Here is a 20,654-nt window from a genome sequence, read left to right on the forward strand (position 1 = left end):
AATTAACCAAACAACCAAATCAGCAGCTATAAAAGGCTATGTGTTATGTTAATAAGTTATTTAATGAATTTATTTGTTTTATCTTACTTTCCTCTGCTATGCTATGCTAAAAGTAATAACTAGTTTATTTGAGGGGGTATAGAAATGACACCAGCTGAATTAATTTATTTTAGCGTGATTGCTCTTGCTCTATTAATCATTATTTTACTAATCGCTTTCATTTTTAGAAAACGAAAAAAATGCGTATTAGCTATTATTATTCTGCTGATTATCAGTTATATAAGCTATATTGCTTACTATCCTACTTTAAAAATCAAAACTCATGCAGAAAGGTATATTCAATTAGAAACTTATTTGAACCAAACATATCCTAATCAACAATTTTCGGTAACGCCTGAGCACTTTGAGCCTGGCTATACAGTTGGTCAGTTTAGTGTGCATGCAATGGAAACACCTCAAATTGGAGTCGATCTTAGAGTTGATAAACAAGGAAAAGTTACGCAAGTCTCTACATGGACAAAAGAGGAATACCCTACACAAGAGAATCTATGGAAGGTGATCGAATTTCACCTTTTTGAAGAATATACACTCGATAAAAATATACCTTTCATTACAAAAAAAGATTATTGGTTTAATGGAGATGGATTAACTGTTTTTGCTTTAAAGGTCAATGATTCACCAGCCATTGCTGTTTTTACATATAGTACAGCTGGATACAGTTTACGACATTTTGTCGAAGGTAAAGCTGGGGAAATGATTTCTATTGAAACTGAGGATTTTGTCTTTGCTTATATGGATGAAAAGTATACAGGCGAAGCAGCAACAATTACTACAAAGTCTGGGGAACAATATGTATTAAATCCAGATAATCAAAAAATGAAATTAACTGTTATTCCTATTGCTAATTAATCTTTCGTTACTTTAACTACAAGATATAAAAGGCGCATTCAAAATACTTGTCTTAAACTCTTTATTTTAAACCCAGCTTATTTATGATAAGGTTCATCGAAACTAATGCTAAATTGACGTTTTTCCTTTCTCTATGACCAAAACCATTTTTTAATTTGCTTGCATCAATTAATATGAGAATTTTCACGAATCTGATAGTAATGTAAGTTGCAGATAAAAAATCTCCAATAGAAGATTGGAACGATGTACTCTTTTCTCGAAAAGGAACCTATAAAATAACAAAAGAGTATGTTTTGAAATAATTGTTCAAAACATACTCTTTTTTTGGCCATGCTGACTACTTAATTATATTGTTACCTTTTGTCTCGTCGAGTATCTTAGTCTTTTTTTCCATTGTCCTTTGATGATAAAAAGTCTTCTAATGCCTGTTTGTTCTTATCTAAGTCAATATCCAAGACGTCACCTACATCGACACGTTTGTCTTTATAAGCATCTGCAACAGGAATTCGTAAAGTATCAATACCTTTAGATTTTCCATTTACTATCCCTTTTGCAATTGTAAGGATTGTTTTATTATCAACATTTGTATCAATGTAGGAATCTGCAACGCCAAGTATTTTTGGCAAACTCATTAAGCTTGAAACACCGATTTGTTCTTTCACCTTACCCAGAACCTCTTGCTGGCGTTCCACTCGCCCAAAATCACTTAAACGATCATGGCGGAATCGTACATAGCCTAATAACTCGTTACCATGTAAAACTTGTTCCCCAGGATGTAATGTCATACCAATTCCATGAGACATTTCATAAGGAATATCGACCTCAATCCCATCCGGTGCTAAAAGATCTACTATTTTAGGGAAACCTTTAAAATCCACAAGTGCGTAGTAATTAACATCAATATCAAAATTTTGCTTAATTGTTTTCCTTACAAGTTCAGGACCCCCTAAAGCAAAAGCAGCATTTATTTTATTCATTCCGTGATCTGGGATGTCGACATACGTATCCCTCATAATCGAAACAAGTTTGACATCATTTGTCGTTTGATCATAGTGTGCAATCATTAAACTATCCGATCTACCATCTTCGTCTCTCGCGTCACTTCCCATTAATAGCACATTAATCTGACCAAATTGGACATCTGCACCTTCAAATGGGTCAAACGCCTTTTCGTTATCTTTTATATGACTATCGTCTGCCATAGCTAATCCGCTATTGTATTGATAAACCCCATAAATAATCCCTGCTACGATTACTAATGCGAATGCTAAGAACAAATTTCTTAGCCATTTACGGCTCTTTTTGCTTCTTCTCATAAATCAATCCACCTATCACTTAAGTCTAAGTTATTTTTTTAGTAATGTCTTTGTAGTAAGTTGCACAGCTATTGCATCGTCTAAATAACCAATAGGAAATAGATAATCCGGTATAACATCTACTGGAATAATAAAATATAATAATGTACTTCCGATTAAGGTTAGTTCAAAAAGTGTTCCTTTCCCCGATGCAAATTTCTCATATAATTCTTTTAATTTGCTTATAAACGGGCCAATGCTTCCTACACTCTTAATTTTTTCGTCAAAATCCTTAAGAATCGAATTTTTACCTTCTTCTGTTTGCGCATAGAGTCCATAGCTTTCTAGTTTCTGTTCAACATGAGACACCGAAAATTCATCATCATAAACATTAGAAGATTTAAGAAGAGATTGTATTGCGTCAACAGAGGTATGAATATCAGAATCTGATTCTGACCCTTCTTGTCTCTGTTCAATTGGGTATCCTGCTGCTTCAAAAAGATTGATTAAAGGCACATCAAGGCAGTCTGCAAATTTTTCTAAATGTTGTGGTGTCGCATTTCTCTTACCATTTATTATCCGTGAGATCGTAGCTGTGTCGATTCCAGTGAGTTCACTAAACTTCCGCATAGATAATGAACGTTCTTTCAATAACTCTCTCAGCAATAAACCAAGTGTATTACTGTTTCTCAGTTCAGCCATTTTCGATTCTCCCTTCTTACAGACTTTAAAGTAGTTGTCAAACATGAAATGACCATTCTCAAGAAGTGTATAATTACGTTGACATTTTGTCAACACATTAATTAGAAGAAAGCAGCAAATGCGATTATTATCAACATTACTCCACTAATAATTGTTCCAAATTGCCCTACAGTAAATGAACCGATCCGAACATCCGCTACTTTACTCCCTAACTTGACACCTAACCAAACAGTAATAAAACTCCCAATTGCAGCAAGTATCGAGATGACAAGCGGCGAAAGACCGAGTAAACCTGCGCCTACCCCGTTCGTAAGTGCATTCGCCGCTAAGGCAATGCCGAGAAGTACAGCCTCTCCCCATCCAATTTCCCCAGACTTGTTGAATTGAGCTTCCTCGGGATTTCTTAAAATATCTTGAACATTATTATTATCATTGTTTCTATTCACTATTGAAGTTTCTTGTTTCCGCGGTTTAGCCAAAAGAATAATCCGAATTCCGATTATACATAATAATATCGCCCCGATAACCACAGGAAGCATACCTGGAAGAATTTTTGACAGCCATACACCAAATGTAATGCCTGCCATACTCATAAGAAAACAAATGACCGCGATTAAAATATTTTTATCAAATCTAACATTTATCTTTCGAATCCCGTAAGAAAGTCCGACGCCCAAATTATCAATACTTGATGAAAAAGTAAAAGCCAAAATGATTAACCAAGTCACCGTACCACATCCTTTATTTTTTTATATCATATTACTCGTATTGACAAATGGTGCCTATTTTCCGAAAATTGTTGACAAAAAAACAACATTATTTTGGTAACACAATACAGTGCGCGAATTAATAAAGTGTATTGGCTATCAGCATAATGTGAGGTTGATTACATTCCGGCTGGGGCTTTCAATGAAGCGATTGTGTCAATGGGTATTAGTTCGAAGGCGATATCGCATTATTACAGCGTTTATCCCTTCTATATTCCACTAGGGAATCAAAACTGATCATTTTACGTATTTCTGTTCAACTAAACTTTTTGGTAAGCTCAAAGAAAGGAGATGAGGGACAATGACAACAAAATGGAATGCCAATTTGTATGATCAAAAGCATGACTTTGTTTCAAAATTTGGAGTGCGCTTAGGATTTGCTTGCACCAAAAAAAAATGAAGGAATTTTAGACGTGGGTTGTGGCACAGGTGATTTAGCCTATGAAATTGCCGCTCTCGGTGCCAATGTTCAAGGGATAGATGCCTCCCACGACATGATTATCGCTGCACAGCAAAAATACCCAAACATTACGTTTCACACAATGGATGCTACCGCACTTCACATCACAAATCAATTCGATGCAGTCTTTTCAAATGCAGCATTACATTGGATGAAACAGCCAGATGAAGTCATTCAAAATATGTACATTGCACTGAAACAAGGTGGGCGTTTCGTTGCTGAAATGGGTGGTCACGGTAATATTGCTTCAATTGTATGGGCACTGCAAAAAAGTATGGAGGAATTAAAATTTTCTTATATTGAGGATTGTTTCCCATGGTATTTTCCAACTTTAAAAGAATATCTGGCGAAGTTGGAAGGCGCTGGATTTACAGTTAAAATGATTACGCTATATGAGCGCCCAACACCGCTTCAAGGCAAGGATGGGTTACGTAATTGGCTAAAGATGTTCAGTAATAATATGTTAAAGCATTTATCAGAAACTGAAAAAGAACAGATTTATGCAAAATGTGAAGAATTATTAAAGCCAAAACTTTATCAGGATCATCAATGGGTTGCTGATTATTGCAGATTACGCTTTGTTGCAATAAAAAAATAACAGCCATTTCACAAATAAAATCGCAGAAAGCTTTGATGAGTAACGTAGCACGTAAAAACGCTTGGAAAATATCCAAGCGTTTTTCTTTATATTTATTTATTTAAAATTCCAGACTGCATTTCGTAATTTCTAACGAGCATCCCGTTTGATTTTATCATTCTAAACTTCTCATAATAAGGAACTAAGTCATCGTCACAACACAAATCAATCATATAGATATCATCAAGTTCCTTTAACATTTGTTTGACTAATTCCTTACCGATGCCTTTATTTTTATACTCTGGCAAAACTTCAAGGAACGGAATGTAGGCAGATAGAACGCCATCGCTAATCGCTGTTATAAATCCAACTACTTGATTCGTATGATCATCTAAAGCAATAACCACCGTACTACTGTTTTTTAACAGCTTTAAGTGAGTTTGTGGATTTGGTGGATTCGGCCAATCAACAAAAAAGCCATTCAACATATCAGAAGAAATTCCATCAAGAGATTTTTGGTATATCAACTTATATCAACTCCTAAATTATTTTGAACATTTTTAGGTAGATGATAGATATTAAAAATAAAGTAGCAAAATTGCGACCTCCAAACATTTCTGGGATTACTATAAGATATTCGATTCAAACTCTCAAAATCCTTCTTCATTGTACTTTTTGATTAAATTCAAGGAATAAACTTTAGTTATATCCAGTAATTTAAGTAAACAAAAAGAACGTATATTTTCATTTGGTAATATACGTTCTTCCATATCGTTTTGAGAATTTAATAGTTTTACATGTACTTTTAGCAAACTTCTAGTTTTCAAACTACATTAATGAAAAATTGACCTTTTTTAGCCTTAATTTCAAAAGAATATTTTATATGATTCTTTAGTCCATCCAATTTTATGCTTTTTCCTGGTGAAATCTCAATTTCATCAACCACAACATGACCATCTACATCTTTTATTCTTAGAATTACATTACCATTACTATTTGCATGATTAACGACTTCCTTGTCCCAAAAAATACTATCGAACATTAAATAATTTTCGTCATTAAAATATAATGTATTCCATTCTTCCTTATCATCCGTTAAATTGACAATAGCCGTACTCATCGGAAAAAAGATTTGATTTACAGCTCCCACTTCTTGAACAACAAAAGAGCCTATAATTGTAATTATAAAAGTAATCAAAATGGAAATTACGATTTGAATACGACGCTTTTTATTTATTCTTTTAAATGGCGCTTTTGCAATCATTACTTCTTCTGGCAGAATATCATTTGTTGGCTGCTCCATCACTTCTAAATACAATCGACACTCTTCACAATGATGTAAATGTTCTTTGACAACTTTAGTAGTATCTTCACTACAAATGCCATCAATATATGAGGGTAATAAATCTTTTATAATATTACAGTTCATCATCATCACCTCGAACCCTTTCTACCAATTTTAATTTAGCTCGATAATACGTTACCCTTGCCCAGTTCTCACTTTTATCGAATATCTCTCCAATTTCCTTGAAACTAAGATTGACGGAAGTTCTAAGTAAAAATATTTCACGATACGGTTCTTTTAATTGATGAATTTCTCTATGTAATGAAATAAATGTATTACGATTGGCAAGCTCCACGTCTGGTAATTCCGAATTAGACGGAACATCCAACCCCATTTCCATCATTTGTTCTACACTACTATGGCTATAACGTTTTTCCCTTTTTAAATGGTTATAGTATGTATGCTTTGCAATTTGACATAACCAAACGGACATCTTACATTCACCGTTGTATCGCTCAATTGACTTTACAGCTTGATAAAAAGTTTCTTGCGTTAGTTCCTCAGCTAAATCGACATTAGTTGTTAAACAAATAAGAAACCGTTTTACTTCATCTGCATAAGATTTGTATATTTCACTTAAATCCTTCACTTTCCGCCCTCCTCTCTCTACTTTTAACGGTGGATACTTATATATAGATTTTAAAGAAGTTTCGTTACAAAAAAATTATATTTTTTTAATTAAATTTTTAATTTAAATCAATTTCTTTTAATTGAATAGCAACAATCTTTTCGAAAACAGCAGCCTTTATTTAAAATAAAAAACCTTCACAATTATGATTTTACTCAAATTGTGAAGGTCCTTAAAAACATTCTATCTATCATGAACGAGGTATTAAAATCACCAAAACACCAATCAAACAAATGCCTGCTCCAACGAAATCCAAGATGTCTGGTTTTTTCCCGTCGATTCCCCAGCCCCACAAAATGGAAAGGACAATAAAGACACCTCCATAGGCAGCGTAGACTCTTCCAAAGGTTGGGAAGGACTGAAAAGTAGCGACAACTCCATATAAAGCCAACACAATCCCGCCTATAACTCCCCAATAAAATGGTTTACCTTCTCTTAACCAAAGCCAAATTAAATAGCCGCCCCCTATTTCGCCAATTCCTGCTAGGATAAATAATAATGTTGCACTAATCATTTTTTTCACTCTTTCTGTATATGTTTCAGTATCTGCTCTATTATACATAAAGCACGTTACCAATAATAAAATCAAAAAATTTCGCTTAACTCCTGTGTAACGAAGGGTAAGAGACGGTTTAATTAAACGGAGGGATGCGAAAATATTTAAGATGATATCGCTATAATGTTTTTACTACACTCCCCTTGCTTATAACACTTTTTAGATATGTTCAGTCTTTATTTTTGGCTGTTTTCGTATAGATTGTTGTTATTAATTGATTAAGACCCCATTAGTTGAATAAGGCCTTTGATTAATTACCCCATTTTGTAATTGCGTATATTATTTCTTTGGGATTTGGATCGTGTTCCAAATAACCTGGATAACGAGAAACTAGAACACCATAGTTAAAATCTTGACTAATAATCCATATATCATCATTGTTGATATGTTCCCATAGAGTGCTAAAGTTCATTAATGCCCATTTTCCGTCAACAAGAAATATTGGACAATCACCGATCCCAACTAACAAGTACACTAATTTATTTTCAATATCAATTCCTTGTACATAATGAATAACCTCTTGTTCCCAACTAAATTCTTTTCTGTAATCACTATATTTAATCGCAAAATCCACTTTATGTAATTCATAATTCCATTTCTCGTGAACTTTATTTAGAATTCTTTCTAATTCTGGAGACGTAATCAACTCACTTTTTTCTATAACAATTGAAATATATTTTGGAAATAAATTCATTAGATTAGTTCTCTGATTTTTTTGTTTGACAACTTTTATTTTTTGCTGCATTCGTCTTTTTCGTTCATCCATAATCTCACCCCACTGCATTTTAGCACCCTTATAATACCATTAATTTAGCAATGAAAAGGACCTATCTTATACAACTATCCTGTAAGTTTGTTAAATAACAACAATCTTTAAGGAAACAGTCTTATTTTTAGATGACGAAATGTTCATAATAGCTGTCTGTGTTTTATGTATACCAACTTGGTTTTACATTACTAAAATACTGATATAGGCTATACAAAGTCCAAAATTCATCACTTTAAAGGCTCTTTAAACGTTTTAGAAGCAAAGGCGCTTCTTCCTCTTTAATACAATCCCCAATATGTAATCGTATCTGCTACCCCTATAATAATCAGAATAACACCCGCTACAATTTGAATCACTCGTCCCATTTTCATGCTTGTACGCATAATGAATCTTTTTGCGTCAAACAAATGAATAAGTCCCAGCATCACTAGTAGTGGTACAGAAGTTGCTATACCAAAAATGGCCGGCAATACTACACCATATGAAGAGGTTACGACTGTTGGCATTAACCACACGAAAAATAGCACAAACATCGTAGGGCAAAAGGCTACGGAAAAACTAGCACCCATCAGAAAGGAGCCCAATTTCCCCTCTTTTAAAACAGGCGGAATATACTTAGGAATTCGGTTTAGAAATTTCAATTTTAAAATTCCAATTAGCACGAGCCCTGTTATGAGCATGATCGGACCAATTGCTTTGCGAAAAATAGGAAAATACTTAGTCATCTCAGTTTCAAAGGACTGACCGAAAAGCCAGGCGAATAAACCTATTAAACTAAATACAACGACTTTCCCTAGAATAAATAACACAATTTCTTGCCAATTGTTTTTCGTTTGAAATGTCCGATTTCCATAAAAAGTGATTGCACTTATATTCCCCGTTAATTGACAAGGTGCTAAAGCGCCTATTAATCCAAGAAGAATCGCAACAATGAAAGGAGAATGTTCATAGGAGTTCAAAAATACTGTAATAGGGTCACTAATGAATTGGCTTATTTTGGACATTAAACTATACATCTATAAACACCCTCTATTTTTTATTAAAGTACGATTACAGATTTAGTACCTCAAGTTATTTACTGCTTCATTGTATATCAGATGACAAACTGCTTAAAATGCCTCAATATCCGCTCGTAAAAAAATAGCTTTTCACGACAAGAACATAAAAGAAAAATCCCGTATTAAAAATTAACACAGGATTTTAATCAAAACACAAATAAGCATTAATCCACCTGAATTTGACCCATCATTCCATTATCCTCATGCTCTAGAATATGACAATGGAACATATAGATGCCCTTCTTTTTAAATTGTACAGCTATTTTTACTGTCTCATCTGGTTTTACGGAGATAGTGTCCTTCCATCCTTGTTCATTTTCAGGTGGCTTTTTCTCATCACGAGAGAGTACTTTAAATTGTGCTCCATGAATATGGAATGGATGAATCATTCCACCCATTGTATCCGGCTTATTATAAATTTCCCATACCTCAGTAACACCTTGTTTTTGGGTAAAATCAATTCTTTCCGGATCAAATTTCTTTCCGTTTATCGTGACCATGTCCATCATTCCAAAGAGTTCCACTTTTTTTGTAACAGGTAGATCAACTTCTTTACCTTCTAATAATAGATCATTTAATTTTTTAGGAAGCATACTCGTCTTTCCACTTTGATCAGTAACTACAAATGGTAAAAGGACAGATCCATCCTCATTTATTAAAGCTAGGTCATTATTGTCCTTCATTTTTGAAAAGTCAACTACGATTTCTGCCCTTTCAGATGGCGTTAGTGTAATCTCTTTTAAAGAAACCGGTTCATTCAAGAAACCACCGTCCGTGGCGATTTGAAGAAATGAATCCCCTGTATTCAATTTAAAGGTATAATTTCTCGCATTAGATCCATTTAATAAACGAAGGCGCACTTTCTCTTTGTTGACAGTCAATTTAGGATTGAGCGTTCCATTAATTAATAATGTATTTCCAATCGTTCCGTCTGTGTTCATTGCAGCGCTATAATTCAATTGCTTCTTATCATCAAATGTTCTATCTTGGAAAATCAAAGGGAAATCGTTCTTTCCATAATCATTTGGCAATCCAAGACTCTTTGAATGATCATCTTCAATATAAACTAAGCCTGCAAGCCCGTTATATACCTGTTCAGCTGTTTTTCCATGTGGATGGGGATGGAACCATAGCGTTGCTGCTTCCTGATTCACTTTAAATTCGAGAATTTTTTCTTCTCCAGGTTTCAGAATGCTTTGTGGCCCACCATCTTTTTCCCCTGACACTTCTAGTCCATGCCAATGAAAAGTTGTATTCTCATCAAGTTCATTGATAGTTCTAATCTTTACAGTTTCACCTTTTTCAAGACGAATCATCGGTCCGAGAAACGATCCGTTATACCCATACGTATTTGTTTGAACACCATCAAATATTTCTGTTTTTCCTTTTTGTGCCCTAACTGTGTATACAACTTCATCCTTTTTATTACTTTTAAGTTCAGCAGGGACTTTTACTTCATTTACTCCTGTCGAATTGTTTAAACTTACCACATTGCTATGACTCTCATGGCCCTTCATCTTGTCGTGATCCATACCCTCCATCTTCATAGAGGAATGTTCCATGTCCTTCATATCGTTACTATTTCCTTGGCTACAAGCCCCAAGTATGCCCAAACTTGCGATAATACTTGCTGCTAATGCTATTTTCCTCATATCAACCATTCCTTTCACCTAAAGTATATAGAACAGTTGTGTAGGAATTATGTAGAAAGAGGCATTTGTATACAAAATGTAGCTCCTATATTTTTCTCACTTTTGACGGAAATTGTACCGTTATGTGCTTCCACTAGTTTTTTTGTAATTGTCATACCAATACCATTGCCAGTATATCGATTTTCCACTCGGTAATTTCGTTCAAAGATTTTTTTACTTATTTCTTCATCCATACCAACGCCATTATCCTGTATAAGAATTATATAAGCGCCACTTTCTTTAAATAATTTAATTAATATCATGCCATCTTTTTGAACATGGTACATTGCATTTTTTATAATATTGTGTAGAATTTGATTCAATCTCAAGGCATCTACCTTTGCATTGATTGTTTTGTCTAAATCCAATTCTACGTGTATTTCTTTTTCAAGTAATTCACTTGCCAACGTTATAACAGAATTTTCAATCACATTAGCAATCGGTTGCTCTTTCATCATGACCTTAAATGTAGGATTATTAATATCATTTAATGTATCTAATTCTCCAACAAGGAGAGTTAGCCTATCAATTTCCTCAACACATGCTTTTAAACGATCTGGAGTAGCTGTCCATACCCCATCTTCAAATGCACTTAAATAGCTTTTTATTGAGGCTAATGGATTCCGAATTTCATGTGCAAGATCCTGTGTCATTTCTTTACGACGGAGTTCATAAGCGTTTAACGTTTCATCTAGTTTCATCAGTGATTTACCTAATTGACCAATTTGATCATTAATCGTATAGCTTATCTTTAAGTGACGATCTCCACGCACTAGTCTTAACGCAAAGTGATTCAGTTCTTGGATAGGTTTCGTTAATGTTTTTGCGATTAACAAACTAGAAATTAGTATAAAAATAAGCAAAAGTCCTAATGACCAAATTGCTGTTTCCCTTAATGCCATGTCAAAGTGGTGAATTAATTCTTTAGAATCTGTAATATGAAGCATCATCAAATGTTCATGACCTTTATAAAGTAATATCCCAGTGATGAATAAAAGTATGCTTGTAGAAAAGATAGCTATAATTAAGGCAATTTTTATATGAAATTTCATTGATTAATAACCTTTTCATTTATTTTGTATCCCAAACCAAAGACAGTTTGGATGTACTCTTCCTTCATTTTTTTACGAATATTTTTAATATGCTGATCCACAATACGAGGATTTATGTTCAAATCAAAACTATATATTTTTTGAATGATATCATCCCTGCTAAAAACCTTTTTAGGATTTTCAGCCAGTAATAGTAAAATGCTAAATTCATGTGGCGTAAGCTGAATACTTTGATGATTTACAAATACTTTTCTCTCATCTTTATGGAATTCCAACTGTCCTAAAATAATAAGTTGTTTTTTATGTGAACTAGGTAACAACCTTTCTGCTCTTATTAATATTTCTTTAGGATGAAATGGTTTAACGACATAGTCATCTGCCCCCATTTCAAATCCAATTACCTTATCATCAATAGAGATTTTTGCTGTAAGCATAATTACAGGAATATCGTAATTTGATTTTACATATTGGCAAATATCTTCTCCGTCCATATCCGGCAACATTAAATCTAAAATAATCATATCAAGAGGAACTTGATCGATTATTTGGATTGCGGATTCTCCTGTATGTGCAATATATGTATGATCTCCGTTTTTTTCAAAATAAGATGACAATACCTCAGTAATCTTTTCTTCATCATCTACGAGTAACACTTTCATTTTCCAATTACACCAACTTTATATAAGAGATTCAAAAATATTATAAACAATAAAAATAGTAAAAGCGCTTCATTCATACTTTTACTCAATCTAATAGCCCTTTAATGAAAGAACATCTACTCTCTAGCTCTCCTATTAATCACTAATAACGTCCTTGTATATCAGATTACAAACTGCTAAAAACGCCTCAATATCCGCAGTTCCATATTTCGTTAAACAATAGGTATTTGAAACAATATGGGAACATTCCTTTAACGAATAGCTTTGAAGCAATTGCTGGTGAGATTCAGCATCGATTACACTCTTTGGTAAAAGAATTGAATGGCGGGGTTTTGCTGCTGAAATGTATGAATGATTACGGGCAATGTAGAATTGGCGATTTGTGGTGAAACACCAATCGTTAACTGGGACGTATAACCATTCAAAAAGGATCTAGTATTTTGTAATCCTTCATCAATCGCTGCCACCATTTTTTCAGCGTGTTGAAGGAAGTGCGCACCGATATGATTTAATTTCACCTTTTTCCCCTGTCGTTCAAAAAGTGTTGTTTGTAGTTCTTTTTCTAGATGTTGAATATGCTTCGATACCGTTGATTGTGTAATAAAACGCTGTTCAGCCGTCTCACGAAAATTCTCTGTTTTCGCAGCAACAATAAAAGTTCGTAACCATTCTGTTTCCATAAACTTGCCTCTCTAGTTTTTCATTCATTATATCGAATACTATTTAAGTCTTGAAACCTTTTCTAACAAAATACTAACGTAAACTTAAAAGCAGTTGAAGTAATACAATTTCTTGTATCTTCAACTGCTTAATAAGCGACTAGCTGGGCGTGCAGGAACTTATTCCTTACTCTTGTATATCTGTTAATATCATAACATTTGGATGCTTTGTTAAAACACTTGCTGGCACATCTTCAGTATAGTCAGAAGCGAGCACACGTTTTAATACATCACGTTTTGCATCTCCAACAGCGATTAACAAAATGCATTTTGCGCGCATTATAGATTGGATCCCCATCGTTATGGCTTGCGTTGGAACTTCATCGATTGAATCAAAGAAGCGTGCATTTGCTTGGCGAGTTGATTGTTCAAGCGTTATAAGATGTGTCAATGAATCAAATGGCGTTCCTGGTTCATTGAAACCGATATGGCCATTTTGTCCGATACCAAGCAATTGGAAATCTAACAGATGCTGTTGTAATTGTGATTCATAGCGTGCAGCTTCCTCTGTAGGATTATTAGCTAAACCATTCGGTAAATAAGATTCTTTAAACGGTTTATGACGAAATAAATGTGTATCCATGTAATACGCATAGCTTTGTTCATGTTTAGCACTTAATCCAACATATTCGTCTAGATTAAAGCTAATACAATTGGAAAAATCAACCTCAGTCTCACAGATTTTAGAATATAGCGGTTCCATTGTACCACCTGTAGCTAAACCGAACGTTGTAGCACCGTTATTTTTTGCATTCGTTATAATGTCTACTGCACGAGCGTATAAATCTTTTCTAGAAGAATAACGTTCTAATTTCAATTCTAGATGCCCCTTTACTCAAATTTTTAATCGTTAAAGCTCCATAACATGTAAATCACATTTCAAGAGTTGTAATCTTCCCATAGAAAGTGATGATGTTCATCTTGTTTATTACTTCTTAATAGAAATAATATTAGTAGAACCAGATCGTTGGAAACCGGATTTTTCAAGTGTAACTTCTCGTCCAATTAAACTTGTGAATACAATTGGTGTGACGATAGAAGGTACTTTGTCTTTAATGTTCTCAAAGTCTACTTTTAATAACAGATCACCACGTTGGATTAATTTGCCCTCTGTAACTATCGTTTCAAACCCTTCACCGTTTAGTTTGACCGTATCTAAACCGACATGAATTAATATTTCTACACCTGTATTGGATATTAAACCAATAGCATGTTTCGACGGGAAAATCATGACTACTCTTCCATCAAACGGTGCATAAACCGTACCATCTGTCGGATGAATGCCAAAACCCGGCCCCATTATACCTGATGAAAAGGCTTCGTCAGGCACTTCAGATAACGGTATTAAATCACCAGTAATGGGCATTTCGAAATCATCTGAAGAAATTGTTGCTTCTGCTGCAGTCTCTTCAATAACAGACGGATCTTGCTGTAAAGAAATATTTGCAGGAGTTGGGTTACCTTTTTTCAAGCGATTTTTCATAGCTTCTGCTAAAAATTCTACAGACGTACCGATAATCACTTGTACGTTTGTCTTATTAATTCGCATAACACCACGCGCACCCGTTTGTTTTAACTCTTTTTCATCCACCTGATCCACATCGCCAACAGTTATACGAAGACGAGTTGTACAGTAATCAACTTGCTTAATATTAGTTGGACCACCTAACGCTTCAATTGTTTTGTAAGCTCGAACATCCAAATCATTAGATATAGCTGAATCAGCTTCTATTCCGTCCTCATCTTCGTCTTCTCGACCTGGCGTCTTTAAATTTAATTTCTTGATTAAAAAATAGAAAATGACAAAGTAAATAGCCCCAAAACCTAATCCCAATGGAATTAATAGCAACGGATTATCTGCTAAACCAAAGTTTAATAAATAGTCTATTAAACCTGCTGAAAAACCGAACCCATCACGGAATCCGATAATATAGGCAACGGCAAGCGAAATACCTGTTAATACAGCATGGATACCATAAAGTACAGGTGATAAGAACATAAATGTAAATTCAATAGGCTCTGTTACACCTGTTAAGAATGCTGTTAACGCGATGGATACAAACATACCACCGACTACTGTACGTTTTTCCTTTTTCGCTGCAAAGTACATCGCAAGACACGCTGCTGGTAATCCAAACATCATGATTGGGAAGAAACCTGCTTGGAATTGTCCTGCTGATGGGTCACCTGCTAAAAATCGATTAATATCCCCTTTAACAAGTTCGCCTGCAGCATTGGTAAATTCACCGAAGTCAAACCAGATGATTGTATTAATAACATGATGTAGACCGACTGGAATTAATAGACGATTGAAAAAACCATACATTCCAACACCAAGTGATCCTGCACCAATAAACCAGTTCCCTACTGCATCGATCCCACCTTGAATTGGTCCCCACACTAAAGCTAAAATACTAGCTAAAACCGCCATTGTAATAGACGTTATAATGGGTACAAATCGCCGTCCTCCAAAGAAGGATAACCATTCTGGGAATTTAACATTATAAAATTTGTTATACAGTAAACCTGCTGTAACACCAGCAATAATACCGCCAAATACGCCCATATTTAAGTCTTTATTAACGGCCTTTAAGACTGCGACTAAGATAAGATGAGCAATGGCACCTGCTAACGCTGATCCACCACTATTATCGTGCGCAAAGCCCATAGCAATACCGATTGCAAAAATAATAGGTAAATTACCTAAAATAGCATCACCTGAAGCAGCCATAATGCTCGCAATATAATGAACAACGTCATTTGGTACCGCACCAAGCATATCATCAGAGCCTAATCGTAATAATAATGCAGCTGCTGGTAATGTTGCGATTGGAAACATTAACGACCTACCTATTTTTTGTAAGAAAGCTAACAATTTTCCGCCTCCCTAGGTATAGTTGTCTATACCAATTATTGTACTATCTATTATATTCTTTATCTTGAAAAAAACAACCTATTTTCAGAATTTTCAATATTTAATGCTTATATTCAACCTCTTATCTTTATGTATCTGTTTTATTTTGCATAAAGTTATCTATGGTCATCCAATACATATAACAACTAAAATTGTCTCATTCAGACAAAAAAAGCACCTCCAATTGTTAGTTATAAATCTAACAATCGGGGTGCAGTAACGCCTTTTTTTATGCTGTTACATCACGTTTCATAAAGGACATATAGCTGATCACAAGGAAAATCACAGCGTAAATCGCAAGAATTGTGAGTGAGAATGGCATTGTCATATCATCTACTATAAAATGGCCTTTTTCATACTGTGTTAAGTCTGAATGTGTTAGCCAAATATATTTAACGATTTCAAATCTGCTTAGGAACATCACAATCATTCCACCTGTAAAAGATAAGAACATCGTTAAGCCAATCGCTAAAGAGCTTGAACGGAAAACTGAGCCCACTAAGAAAGCAAACAATATTGACATGACAAAGTCTCCGCCAGAAAGTAAATAGTGATAAGCTAAATCATTCCATACTGCTTTTTCAACAACTTGACCGTTGACCATTTCTAGCTCAACACCAGTTGAACCGCCAAATAGTATCAGTCCAACAAGAGCACTTACTACTACATTGACCACAAACAATAAGAGTCCAAATATGAAAGTTGTAAGTAATTTTGAAGTTAATATTTTTGCTCGCGAAACCGGACGTGTTAATAGCATTTTAATCGTACCTGTAGAGAATTCACTAGATACAATACTTGCTGCAGTAATAACCGTAAATAATGTCACTAAAGTTAGCATGCCACCTGTAAATGACATAAAGCTTTCAATGCTTCCATTTTCTTGAGACGGCACATTATTGGCTAATCGATACTCCGAAATAGCAATTTGCTCCTCGAAGTATTTTTTATCCTCTGCCGATACATTGTCATCTTTCATCATTTCTTTATTAGTATTAATGGCATTCTGTTCAATTTCCTGCCACGTTATATCCTCTGTCGTTTTTGTATCATAGTATTTCATCATAATACCAGGACCAATAATAAAGAGGATTACTAACGCGACCATTGCCCAAGTTCCTTTTTTATGCCATAATTTCATCCATTCATTTTGAATTAGATTCAGCAATTTGGCCACCTCCTGTCATTTCTAAGAATTGATCCTCTAACGTTTTTTGATGCGGTTGTACGGCAAATAATTGAATGCCTTCATTAACAAATTGCGTAATGAGTTTCGGTATATCCGCTTTCTTTATTTCCACTACATGACCGCTATTTTCTGTAACAAAGTTGTAATCAAGCTTTTGTAAAAGTGCTGCAGTCTGATCATTTGGTGTAGCTTCAATATAATAAAACGAAGAAGTTTCAACGTTAATATCACGAATATCGATAAGTTTACCATTTTGTATAACAGCTACTCGATCACACATTAACTCAATTTCGGATAATAAATGACTGGAGACAAAAACAGATACTCCATCTTCCTCCGCAATTTTACGCAAATACATACGAAACTCGCGAATACCTGCTGGATCCAGACCATTTGTTGGTTCATCTAAAATTAAAAATTTTGGTCGATGAAGTAGTGCCTGTGCGAGTCCTAAACGCTGACGCATCCCTAACGAGTAAGTTGATACCTTTTCATGAATGCGCTTTTCAAGACCAACTTGTTTAACGACTTCTAGAATACGCTCTTTTGTAACGTTTTTATGCATACGCGCAAAGTGCAATAAGTTTTTATAGCCCGTCATATATTTATACATTTCCGGATTTTCTACAATTACGCCGACCTTACTAATCGCTTCCTCATAATTGTCCTGTAAGGAAAGGCCATCAATAATAACTTTCCCCTCAGTTGGACGCATAAGCCCTGTCATCATACGAATTGTCGTCGTTTTCCCTGCGCCATTCGGTCCTAAAAATCCAGTAATTTGACCTGGATATAAATCGATATTCAATTGCTGAATCAATTGTTTACCACCAATGGTTTTTGATATATTTTGCAATTGAACAATTGGTTGTGTTGTCATTAATTTCACCCTTTCTTATAATACGCCTTCATCCATTGCACAGCATCCTTATTCGAGACATCTCGAATCGTCTCTACTTCCTCATGTGCAATAATCGAACCATTTTGCAATAAAATGATTTGATCTAAAATAGGCTCTACCTCATATAACTCATGTGTTGATAATAATATTGTCTGGTGTTCAATATCGGTAAATTGAATTAACCCTTTAATGAGCTGCTCACGAACAATTGGATCAAGACCTGAAAATGGCTCATCCATTAAATAAAAGGGTACTTCTCGCCCAAGTGTTGCGGCCATTTTCATTCGACCACGGTTCCCCTTAGATAATTGCCGTAGCTTCATATTTTTATCAACCTGTAAAAACTCTGCAACAATACATGCCTTATCATACGAAAAATCTTCGAATTGAGAAGCATAGTGCTGAAAAAGCTGCTCACCTGTGTAAAAATCAAAAAACAAATCAATATCTGGTAAATAAGCAATTTTATCAGCACTTCTGCGTGTAACAGGTGTTCCATTTAACAATACCTCACCACTTGAAGGACGTAATAAACCTGCCAACACTTTTAATAGCGTCGACTTGCCACTACCATTTTCTCCAACAAGCCCAATGATTTGTCCAACAGGAAAGGAAAAAGACACATCTTGTAAAATAGGCTTTTTCATATAACGAAAAGAAACATTCGATAACTGTAGCATTTATTTCACCTCACGATTTATTTTGTAAAACAACGAGCATCTCTTCCTTTGAAAATCCAAGTGCTTCAATGGAAGTTAAAAAATGATCTGCTAATTGAGTTTTCATTTCTTCGCGTAAAAGCGCAATTCGCTCTTCTTCAGTTGTAATAAATGTACCTTGACCTCGTTTGGTTTCCGTTATATTCATCGCTTCTAACTCCTTATACACCCGTTGCACAGTATTTACATTAACACCTGTTTCCACTGCATATTCTCGTACCGAAGGAAGTCGTTCCCCAAGCACTAGATTCCCCTTCAAAATGTCCCCACATATCCGATCTACGAGCTGACTATAAATAGGCTTATCACGTGAAAAGTCGATTGTCATCGTAAAACCACCTTTTCAAGCCACTTTGTCGATATGATAAATAGGATGGATACCAAAATAAAAGTTGCTACTTCATCTAAGATATACATTGTGCCCCAGCTTAAATTCATTGTTGGTGACTTCGGGAAAAATTGTTCCAGACCCGTTAATGGAACACCAATACGATGGAAAATATTATCATATAATTTACTTTCTGTAAATTTGAACCATGAATTCAAACTGAAGAAAAAGGTAAACATAGTGATAACTACGGAAAAGTTACCAATAAAATGTTTCATTTGGAGATTAAATGCAAAAAACAGTAGCACTATCACAAACATCATCAATTGGAAAATAACAATAATTGTCACAACAAGTATAAGCAATAACAGTATTTGGACGAAGTTGCCTATAATTTCTTCTTTGATATTGTATATAGCTATACTCACAAAGATAAAATTGAAGATAGCGTATCCTATTAAGGAAAATACAATTTTCACACCTACAAGCTGTGCAATGGAACTAGTTGAATGCAGCCAGATCTCTTTGGTCCTTAAGTCATTACGAATACTAACTAGATATTGTAATACCGAAAAAAATCCACCTAACATAAGTACTAATATTGAAAAGAAAAATGGCAGTTGGTTTTCCATCGTAAATTCACCACTAAAACGCCTTATTAAATATGGAACTACCATGGACAGCATGATCCCAATAAAAATCCCACCGAATAGCCATCCCCTATAGAGCATCCATTCCTTTTTCAATAGCCCTGCAAAATTTTTCAAAGTAAACACCTCATGTCATAGTGTACTAGTCAAATAGTACACTATGACTTTTTGATTTGCAAGCATTAAAAGCAAAAAAAAGGAAGAACCTTTAAAATATAGGCTTCTTCCTTCAGGTTGTAATGAAATTAAGTATGCATCTTCAGCAATTTTGGGGAGTGATTTCCTGAGGGCGTCAAGTCTTCACTCCAATCAACTTATCCACATGACAGACGTTTTAATTTTATCGGAACACTTTTACGTTTTATCACCCAACTTTTTAGTTTTATCGACTAACTTTTGCGTTTTATCGACCAACTTTTTAGATTTATCGACTAACTTTTGCGTTTTATCACCCAACTTTTGAATTTTATCTGACATCCACGACCGGGCGCTTTCCTGGGGGCGTCTCTATACAAAGTTTTTCAACTCTGACTTTAGTCTTGTCAAATTGTCCAGCTTATGTTGGAATTCGCCGCTAAAAGTGTGTGTTGCGCCGCTAACCAAGAAAGAAACAGTCCGATGAACAGCTTGAGACGACACGATGTTGAACAAGAAGGCGTTATCACAGAACGTGAAGCTTTTAGCCTTCGTTCCACTAGTGCTGATCCCCAAGGAGTCGCCCAGTCTTCAATCCAATCAAGAAAGTCCTTATATATTTTATCGTGAT

General features: G+C 34.8%; 24 protein-coding genes. 3 read left to right on the forward strand and 21 right to left on the reverse strand.

All coding sequences use genetic code 11. The features are described 5' to 3' along the window. Positions 1-144 precede the first annotated feature (144 nt). On the forward strand, positions 145-909 hold the full coding sequence (locus tag ACYQ73_RS13805; protein WP_460013008.1) for a hypothetical protein: 765 nt from the start codon (positions 145-147) through the stop codon (positions 907-909). 377 nt (positions 910-1,286) lie between these two features. Here the strand turns inward: ACYQ73_RS13805 and ACYQ73_RS13810 are convergent, their stop codons facing one another. From ACYQ73_RS13810 to ytaF, 3 genes are all read right to left on the reverse strand, one after another. After that, positions 1,287-2,225: an LCP family protein gene (locus ACYQ73_RS13810; protein WP_460013009.1), complete on the reverse strand. Its 939-nt coding sequence runs from the start codon at positions 2,223-2,225 to the stop codon at positions 1,287-1,289. Between the two features lie 30 nt (positions 2,226-2,255). Next, positions 2,256-2,906, reverse strand: coding sequence for a helix-turn-helix domain-containing protein (locus ACYQ73_RS13815; protein WP_460013010.1), 651 nt, complete (start codon positions 2,904-2,906; stop codon positions 2,256-2,258). A gap of 101 nt (positions 2,907-3,007) precedes the next feature. Continuing rightward, on the reverse strand, positions 3,008-3,634 hold the full coding sequence (gene ytaF, locus ACYQ73_RS13820; protein WP_460013011.1) for a sporulation membrane protein YtaF: 627 nt from the start codon (positions 3,632-3,634) through the stop codon (positions 3,008-3,010). A 416-nt stretch (positions 3,635-4,050) separates the two neighbouring features. Between ytaF and ACYQ73_RS13825 the strand changes: the two genes are divergently transcribed. After that, positions 4,051-4,731, forward strand: a complete 681-nt coding sequence (locus ACYQ73_RS13825; RefSeq protein WP_460013012.1) for a class I SAM-dependent methyltransferase — start codon at positions 4,051-4,053, stop codon at positions 4,729-4,731. A 92-nt stretch (positions 4,732-4,823) separates the two neighbouring features. On the opposite strand, the gene ACYQ73_RS13830 is transcribed toward ACYQ73_RS13825, so the two are convergent. The 18 genes from ACYQ73_RS13830 to ACYQ73_RS13915 form a co-directional block, all read right to left on the reverse strand. Further along, on the reverse strand, positions 4,824-5,237 hold the full coding sequence (locus ACYQ73_RS13830; RefSeq protein ID WP_460013013.1) for a GNAT family N-acetyltransferase: 414 nt from the start codon (positions 5,235-5,237) through the stop codon (positions 4,824-4,826). 296 nt (positions 5,238-5,533) lie between these two features. Further along, the gene (locus ACYQ73_RS13835) at positions 5,534-6,139 is read right to left on the reverse strand and encodes a zf-HC2 domain-containing protein (protein WP_460013014.1); all 606 of its coding nucleotides are present in this window, start codon (positions 6,137-6,139) and stop codon (positions 5,534-5,536) included. Beyond that, positions 6,129-6,644 carry an RNA polymerase sigma factor gene (locus ACYQ73_RS13840; protein WP_460013015.1) on the reverse strand — a complete coding sequence of 172 codons (516 nt, stop codon included), beginning with the start codon at positions 6,642-6,644 and terminating at the stop codon, positions 6,129-6,131. Before ACYQ73_RS13840 ends, ACYQ73_RS13835 begins: the two co-directional genes overlap by 11 nt. 229 nt (positions 6,645-6,873) lie before the next feature. Further along, a complete protein-coding gene (locus ACYQ73_RS13845; protein ID WP_100544371.1) occupies positions 6,874-7,197 on the reverse strand; it encodes a YnfA family protein in 324 nt (107 codons plus the stop codon). Positions 7,198-7,489: 292 nt separating this feature from the next. After that, the gene (locus tag ACYQ73_RS13850) at positions 7,490-8,005 is read right to left on the reverse strand and encodes a hypothetical protein (protein ID WP_460013016.1); all 516 of its coding nucleotides are present in this window, start codon (positions 8,003-8,005) and stop codon (positions 7,490-7,492) included. Positions 8,006-8,286: 281 nt separating this feature from the next. Then, positions 8,287-9,024 carry an urease accessory protein UreH domain-containing protein gene (locus tag ACYQ73_RS13855; RefSeq protein WP_460013017.1) on the reverse strand — a complete coding sequence of 246 codons (738 nt, stop codon included), beginning with the start codon at positions 9,022-9,024 and terminating at the stop codon, positions 8,287-8,289. A 206-nt stretch (positions 9,025-9,230) separates the two neighbouring features. After that, positions 9,231-10,718: a multicopper oxidase family protein gene (locus tag ACYQ73_RS13860; RefSeq protein WP_460013018.1), complete on the reverse strand. Its 1,488-nt coding sequence runs from the start codon at positions 10,716-10,718 to the stop codon at positions 9,231-9,233. A gap of 47 nt (positions 10,719-10,765) precedes the next feature. Then, positions 10,766-11,809 (reverse strand): sensor histidine kinase, encoded by a 1,044-nt coding sequence (locus ACYQ73_RS13865; protein ID WP_460013019.1) that lies wholly within the window; start codon positions 11,807-11,809, stop codon positions 10,766-10,768. Continuing rightward, positions 11,806-12,468, reverse strand: a complete 663-nt coding sequence (locus ACYQ73_RS13870; RefSeq protein ID WP_460013020.1) for a response regulator transcription factor — start codon at positions 12,466-12,468, stop codon at positions 11,806-11,808. The genes ACYQ73_RS13865 and ACYQ73_RS13870 overlap by 4 nt, the downstream gene beginning before the upstream one ends. A gap of 296 nt (positions 12,469-12,764) precedes the next feature. Next, positions 12,765-13,148 carry a LysR family transcriptional regulator gene (locus tag ACYQ73_RS13875; protein WP_460013021.1) on the reverse strand — a complete coding sequence of 128 codons (384 nt, stop codon included), beginning with the start codon at positions 13,146-13,148 and terminating at the stop codon, positions 12,765-12,767. A 166-nt stretch (positions 13,149-13,314) separates the two neighbouring features. Beyond that, on the reverse strand, positions 13,315-14,004 hold the full coding sequence (locus ACYQ73_RS13880) for a glucosamine-6-phosphate deaminase (protein ID WP_460013022.1): 690 nt from the start codon (positions 14,002-14,004) through the stop codon (positions 13,315-13,317). A 111-nt stretch (positions 14,005-14,115) separates the two neighbouring features. After that, the gene (gene nagE, locus ACYQ73_RS13885; RefSeq protein ID WP_460013023.1) at positions 14,116-16,062 is read right to left on the reverse strand and encodes an N-acetylglucosamine-specific PTS transporter subunit IIBC; all 1,947 of its coding nucleotides are present in this window, start codon (positions 16,060-16,062) and stop codon (positions 14,116-14,118) included. 268 nt (positions 16,063-16,330) lie between these two features. Next, entirely contained in the window at positions 16,331-17,269 is a 939-nt protein-coding gene (locus ACYQ73_RS13890; RefSeq protein ID WP_460013024.1) for an ABC transporter permease, read from the reverse strand. Next, positions 17,247-18,170, reverse strand: coding sequence for an ABC transporter ATP-binding protein (locus ACYQ73_RS13895; protein WP_460013025.1), 924 nt, complete (start codon positions 18,168-18,170; stop codon positions 17,247-17,249). Before ACYQ73_RS13895 ends, ACYQ73_RS13890 begins: the two co-directional genes overlap by 23 nt. Before the next feature lie 5 nt (positions 18,171-18,175). After that, entirely contained in the window at positions 18,176-18,871 is a 696-nt protein-coding gene (locus tag ACYQ73_RS13900) for an ABC transporter ATP-binding protein (protein WP_460013026.1), read from the reverse strand. A gap of 10 nt (positions 18,872-18,881) precedes the next feature. After that, positions 18,882-19,238 (reverse strand): GntR family transcriptional regulator, encoded by a 357-nt coding sequence (locus ACYQ73_RS13905; protein WP_460013027.1) that lies wholly within the window; start codon positions 19,236-19,238, stop codon positions 18,882-18,884. Beyond that, a complete protein-coding gene (locus ACYQ73_RS13910) occupies positions 19,235-20,005 on the reverse strand; it encodes a hypothetical protein (RefSeq protein WP_460013028.1) in 771 nt (256 codons plus the stop codon). Before ACYQ73_RS13910 ends, ACYQ73_RS13905 begins: the two co-directional genes overlap by 4 nt. A 237-nt stretch (positions 20,006-20,242) precedes the next feature. After that, entirely contained in the window at positions 20,243-20,365 is a 123-nt protein-coding gene (locus ACYQ73_RS13915) for a hypothetical protein (protein WP_460013029.1), read from the reverse strand. Between the two features lie 141 nt (positions 20,366-20,506). On the opposite strand from ACYQ73_RS13915, the gene ACYQ73_RS13920 reads away from it, so the two are divergent. Then, a complete protein-coding gene (locus tag ACYQ73_RS13920; RefSeq protein ID WP_460013030.1) occupies positions 20,507-20,653 on the forward strand; it encodes a hypothetical protein in 147 nt (48 codons plus the stop codon). Position 20,654: the final 1 nt, after the last annotated feature.

This window comes from Lysinibacillus sp. CTST325, from assembly GCF_054665055.1.

Coding starts and splice junctions, on each gene's coding strand:
- ACYQ73_RS13805 (WP_460013008.1), top strand. CDS start 145: ATGACACCAGCTGAATTAATTTATTTTAGCGTGATTGCTCTTGCTCTA.
- ACYQ73_RS13810 (WP_460013009.1), bottom strand. CDS start 2,225: ATGAGAAGAAGCAAAAAGAGCCGTAAATGGCTAAGAAATTTGTTCTTA.
- ACYQ73_RS13815 (WP_460013010.1), bottom strand. CDS start 2,906: ATGGCTGAACTGAGAAACAGTAATACACTTGGTTTATTGCTGAGAGAG.
- ACYQ73_RS13835 (WP_460013014.1), bottom strand. CDS start 6,139: ATGAACTGTAATATTATAAAAGATTTATTACCCTCATATATTGATGGC.
- ACYQ73_RS13845 (WP_100544371.1), bottom strand. CDS start 7,197: ATGATTAGTGCAACATTATTATTTATCCTAGCAGGAATTGGCGAAATA.
- ACYQ73_RS13850 (WP_460013016.1), bottom strand. CDS start 8,005: ATGGATGAACGAAAAAGACGAATGCAGCAAAAAATAAAAGTTGTCAAA.
- ACYQ73_RS13855 (WP_460013017.1), bottom strand. CDS start 9,024: ATGTATAGTTTAATGTCCAAAATAAGCCAATTCATTAGTGACCCTATT.
- ACYQ73_RS13860 (WP_460013018.1), bottom strand. CDS start 10,718: ATGAGGAAAATAGCATTAGCAGCAAGTATTATCGCAAGTTTGGGCATA.
- ACYQ73_RS13865 (WP_460013019.1), bottom strand. CDS start 11,809: ATGAAATTTCATATAAAAATTGCCTTAATTATAGCTATCTTTTCTACA.
- ACYQ73_RS13870 (WP_460013020.1), bottom strand. CDS start 12,468: ATGAAAGTGTTACTCGTAGATGATGAAGAAAAGATTACTGAGGTATTG.
- ACYQ73_RS13875 (WP_460013021.1), bottom strand. CDS start 13,148: ATGGAAACAGAATGGTTACGAACTTTTATTGTTGCTGCGAAAACAGAG.
- ACYQ73_RS13895 (WP_460013025.1), bottom strand. CDS start 18,170: ATGACAACACAACCAATTGTTCAATTGCAAAATATATCAAAAACCATT.
- ACYQ73_RS13900 (WP_460013026.1), bottom strand. CDS start 18,871: ATGCTACAGTTATCGAATGTTTCTTTTCGTTATATGAAAAAGCCTATT.
- ACYQ73_RS13905 (WP_460013027.1), bottom strand. CDS start 19,238: ATGACAATCGACTTTTCACGTGATAAGCCTATTTATAGTCAGCTCGTA.
- ACYQ73_RS13915 (WP_460013029.1), bottom strand. CDS start 20,365: ATGTCAGATAAAATTCAAAAGTTGGGTGATAAAACGCAAAAGTTAGTC.
- ACYQ73_RS13920 (WP_460013030.1), top strand. CDS start 20,507: ATGAACAGCTTGAGACGACACGATGTTGAACAAGAAGGCGTTATCACA.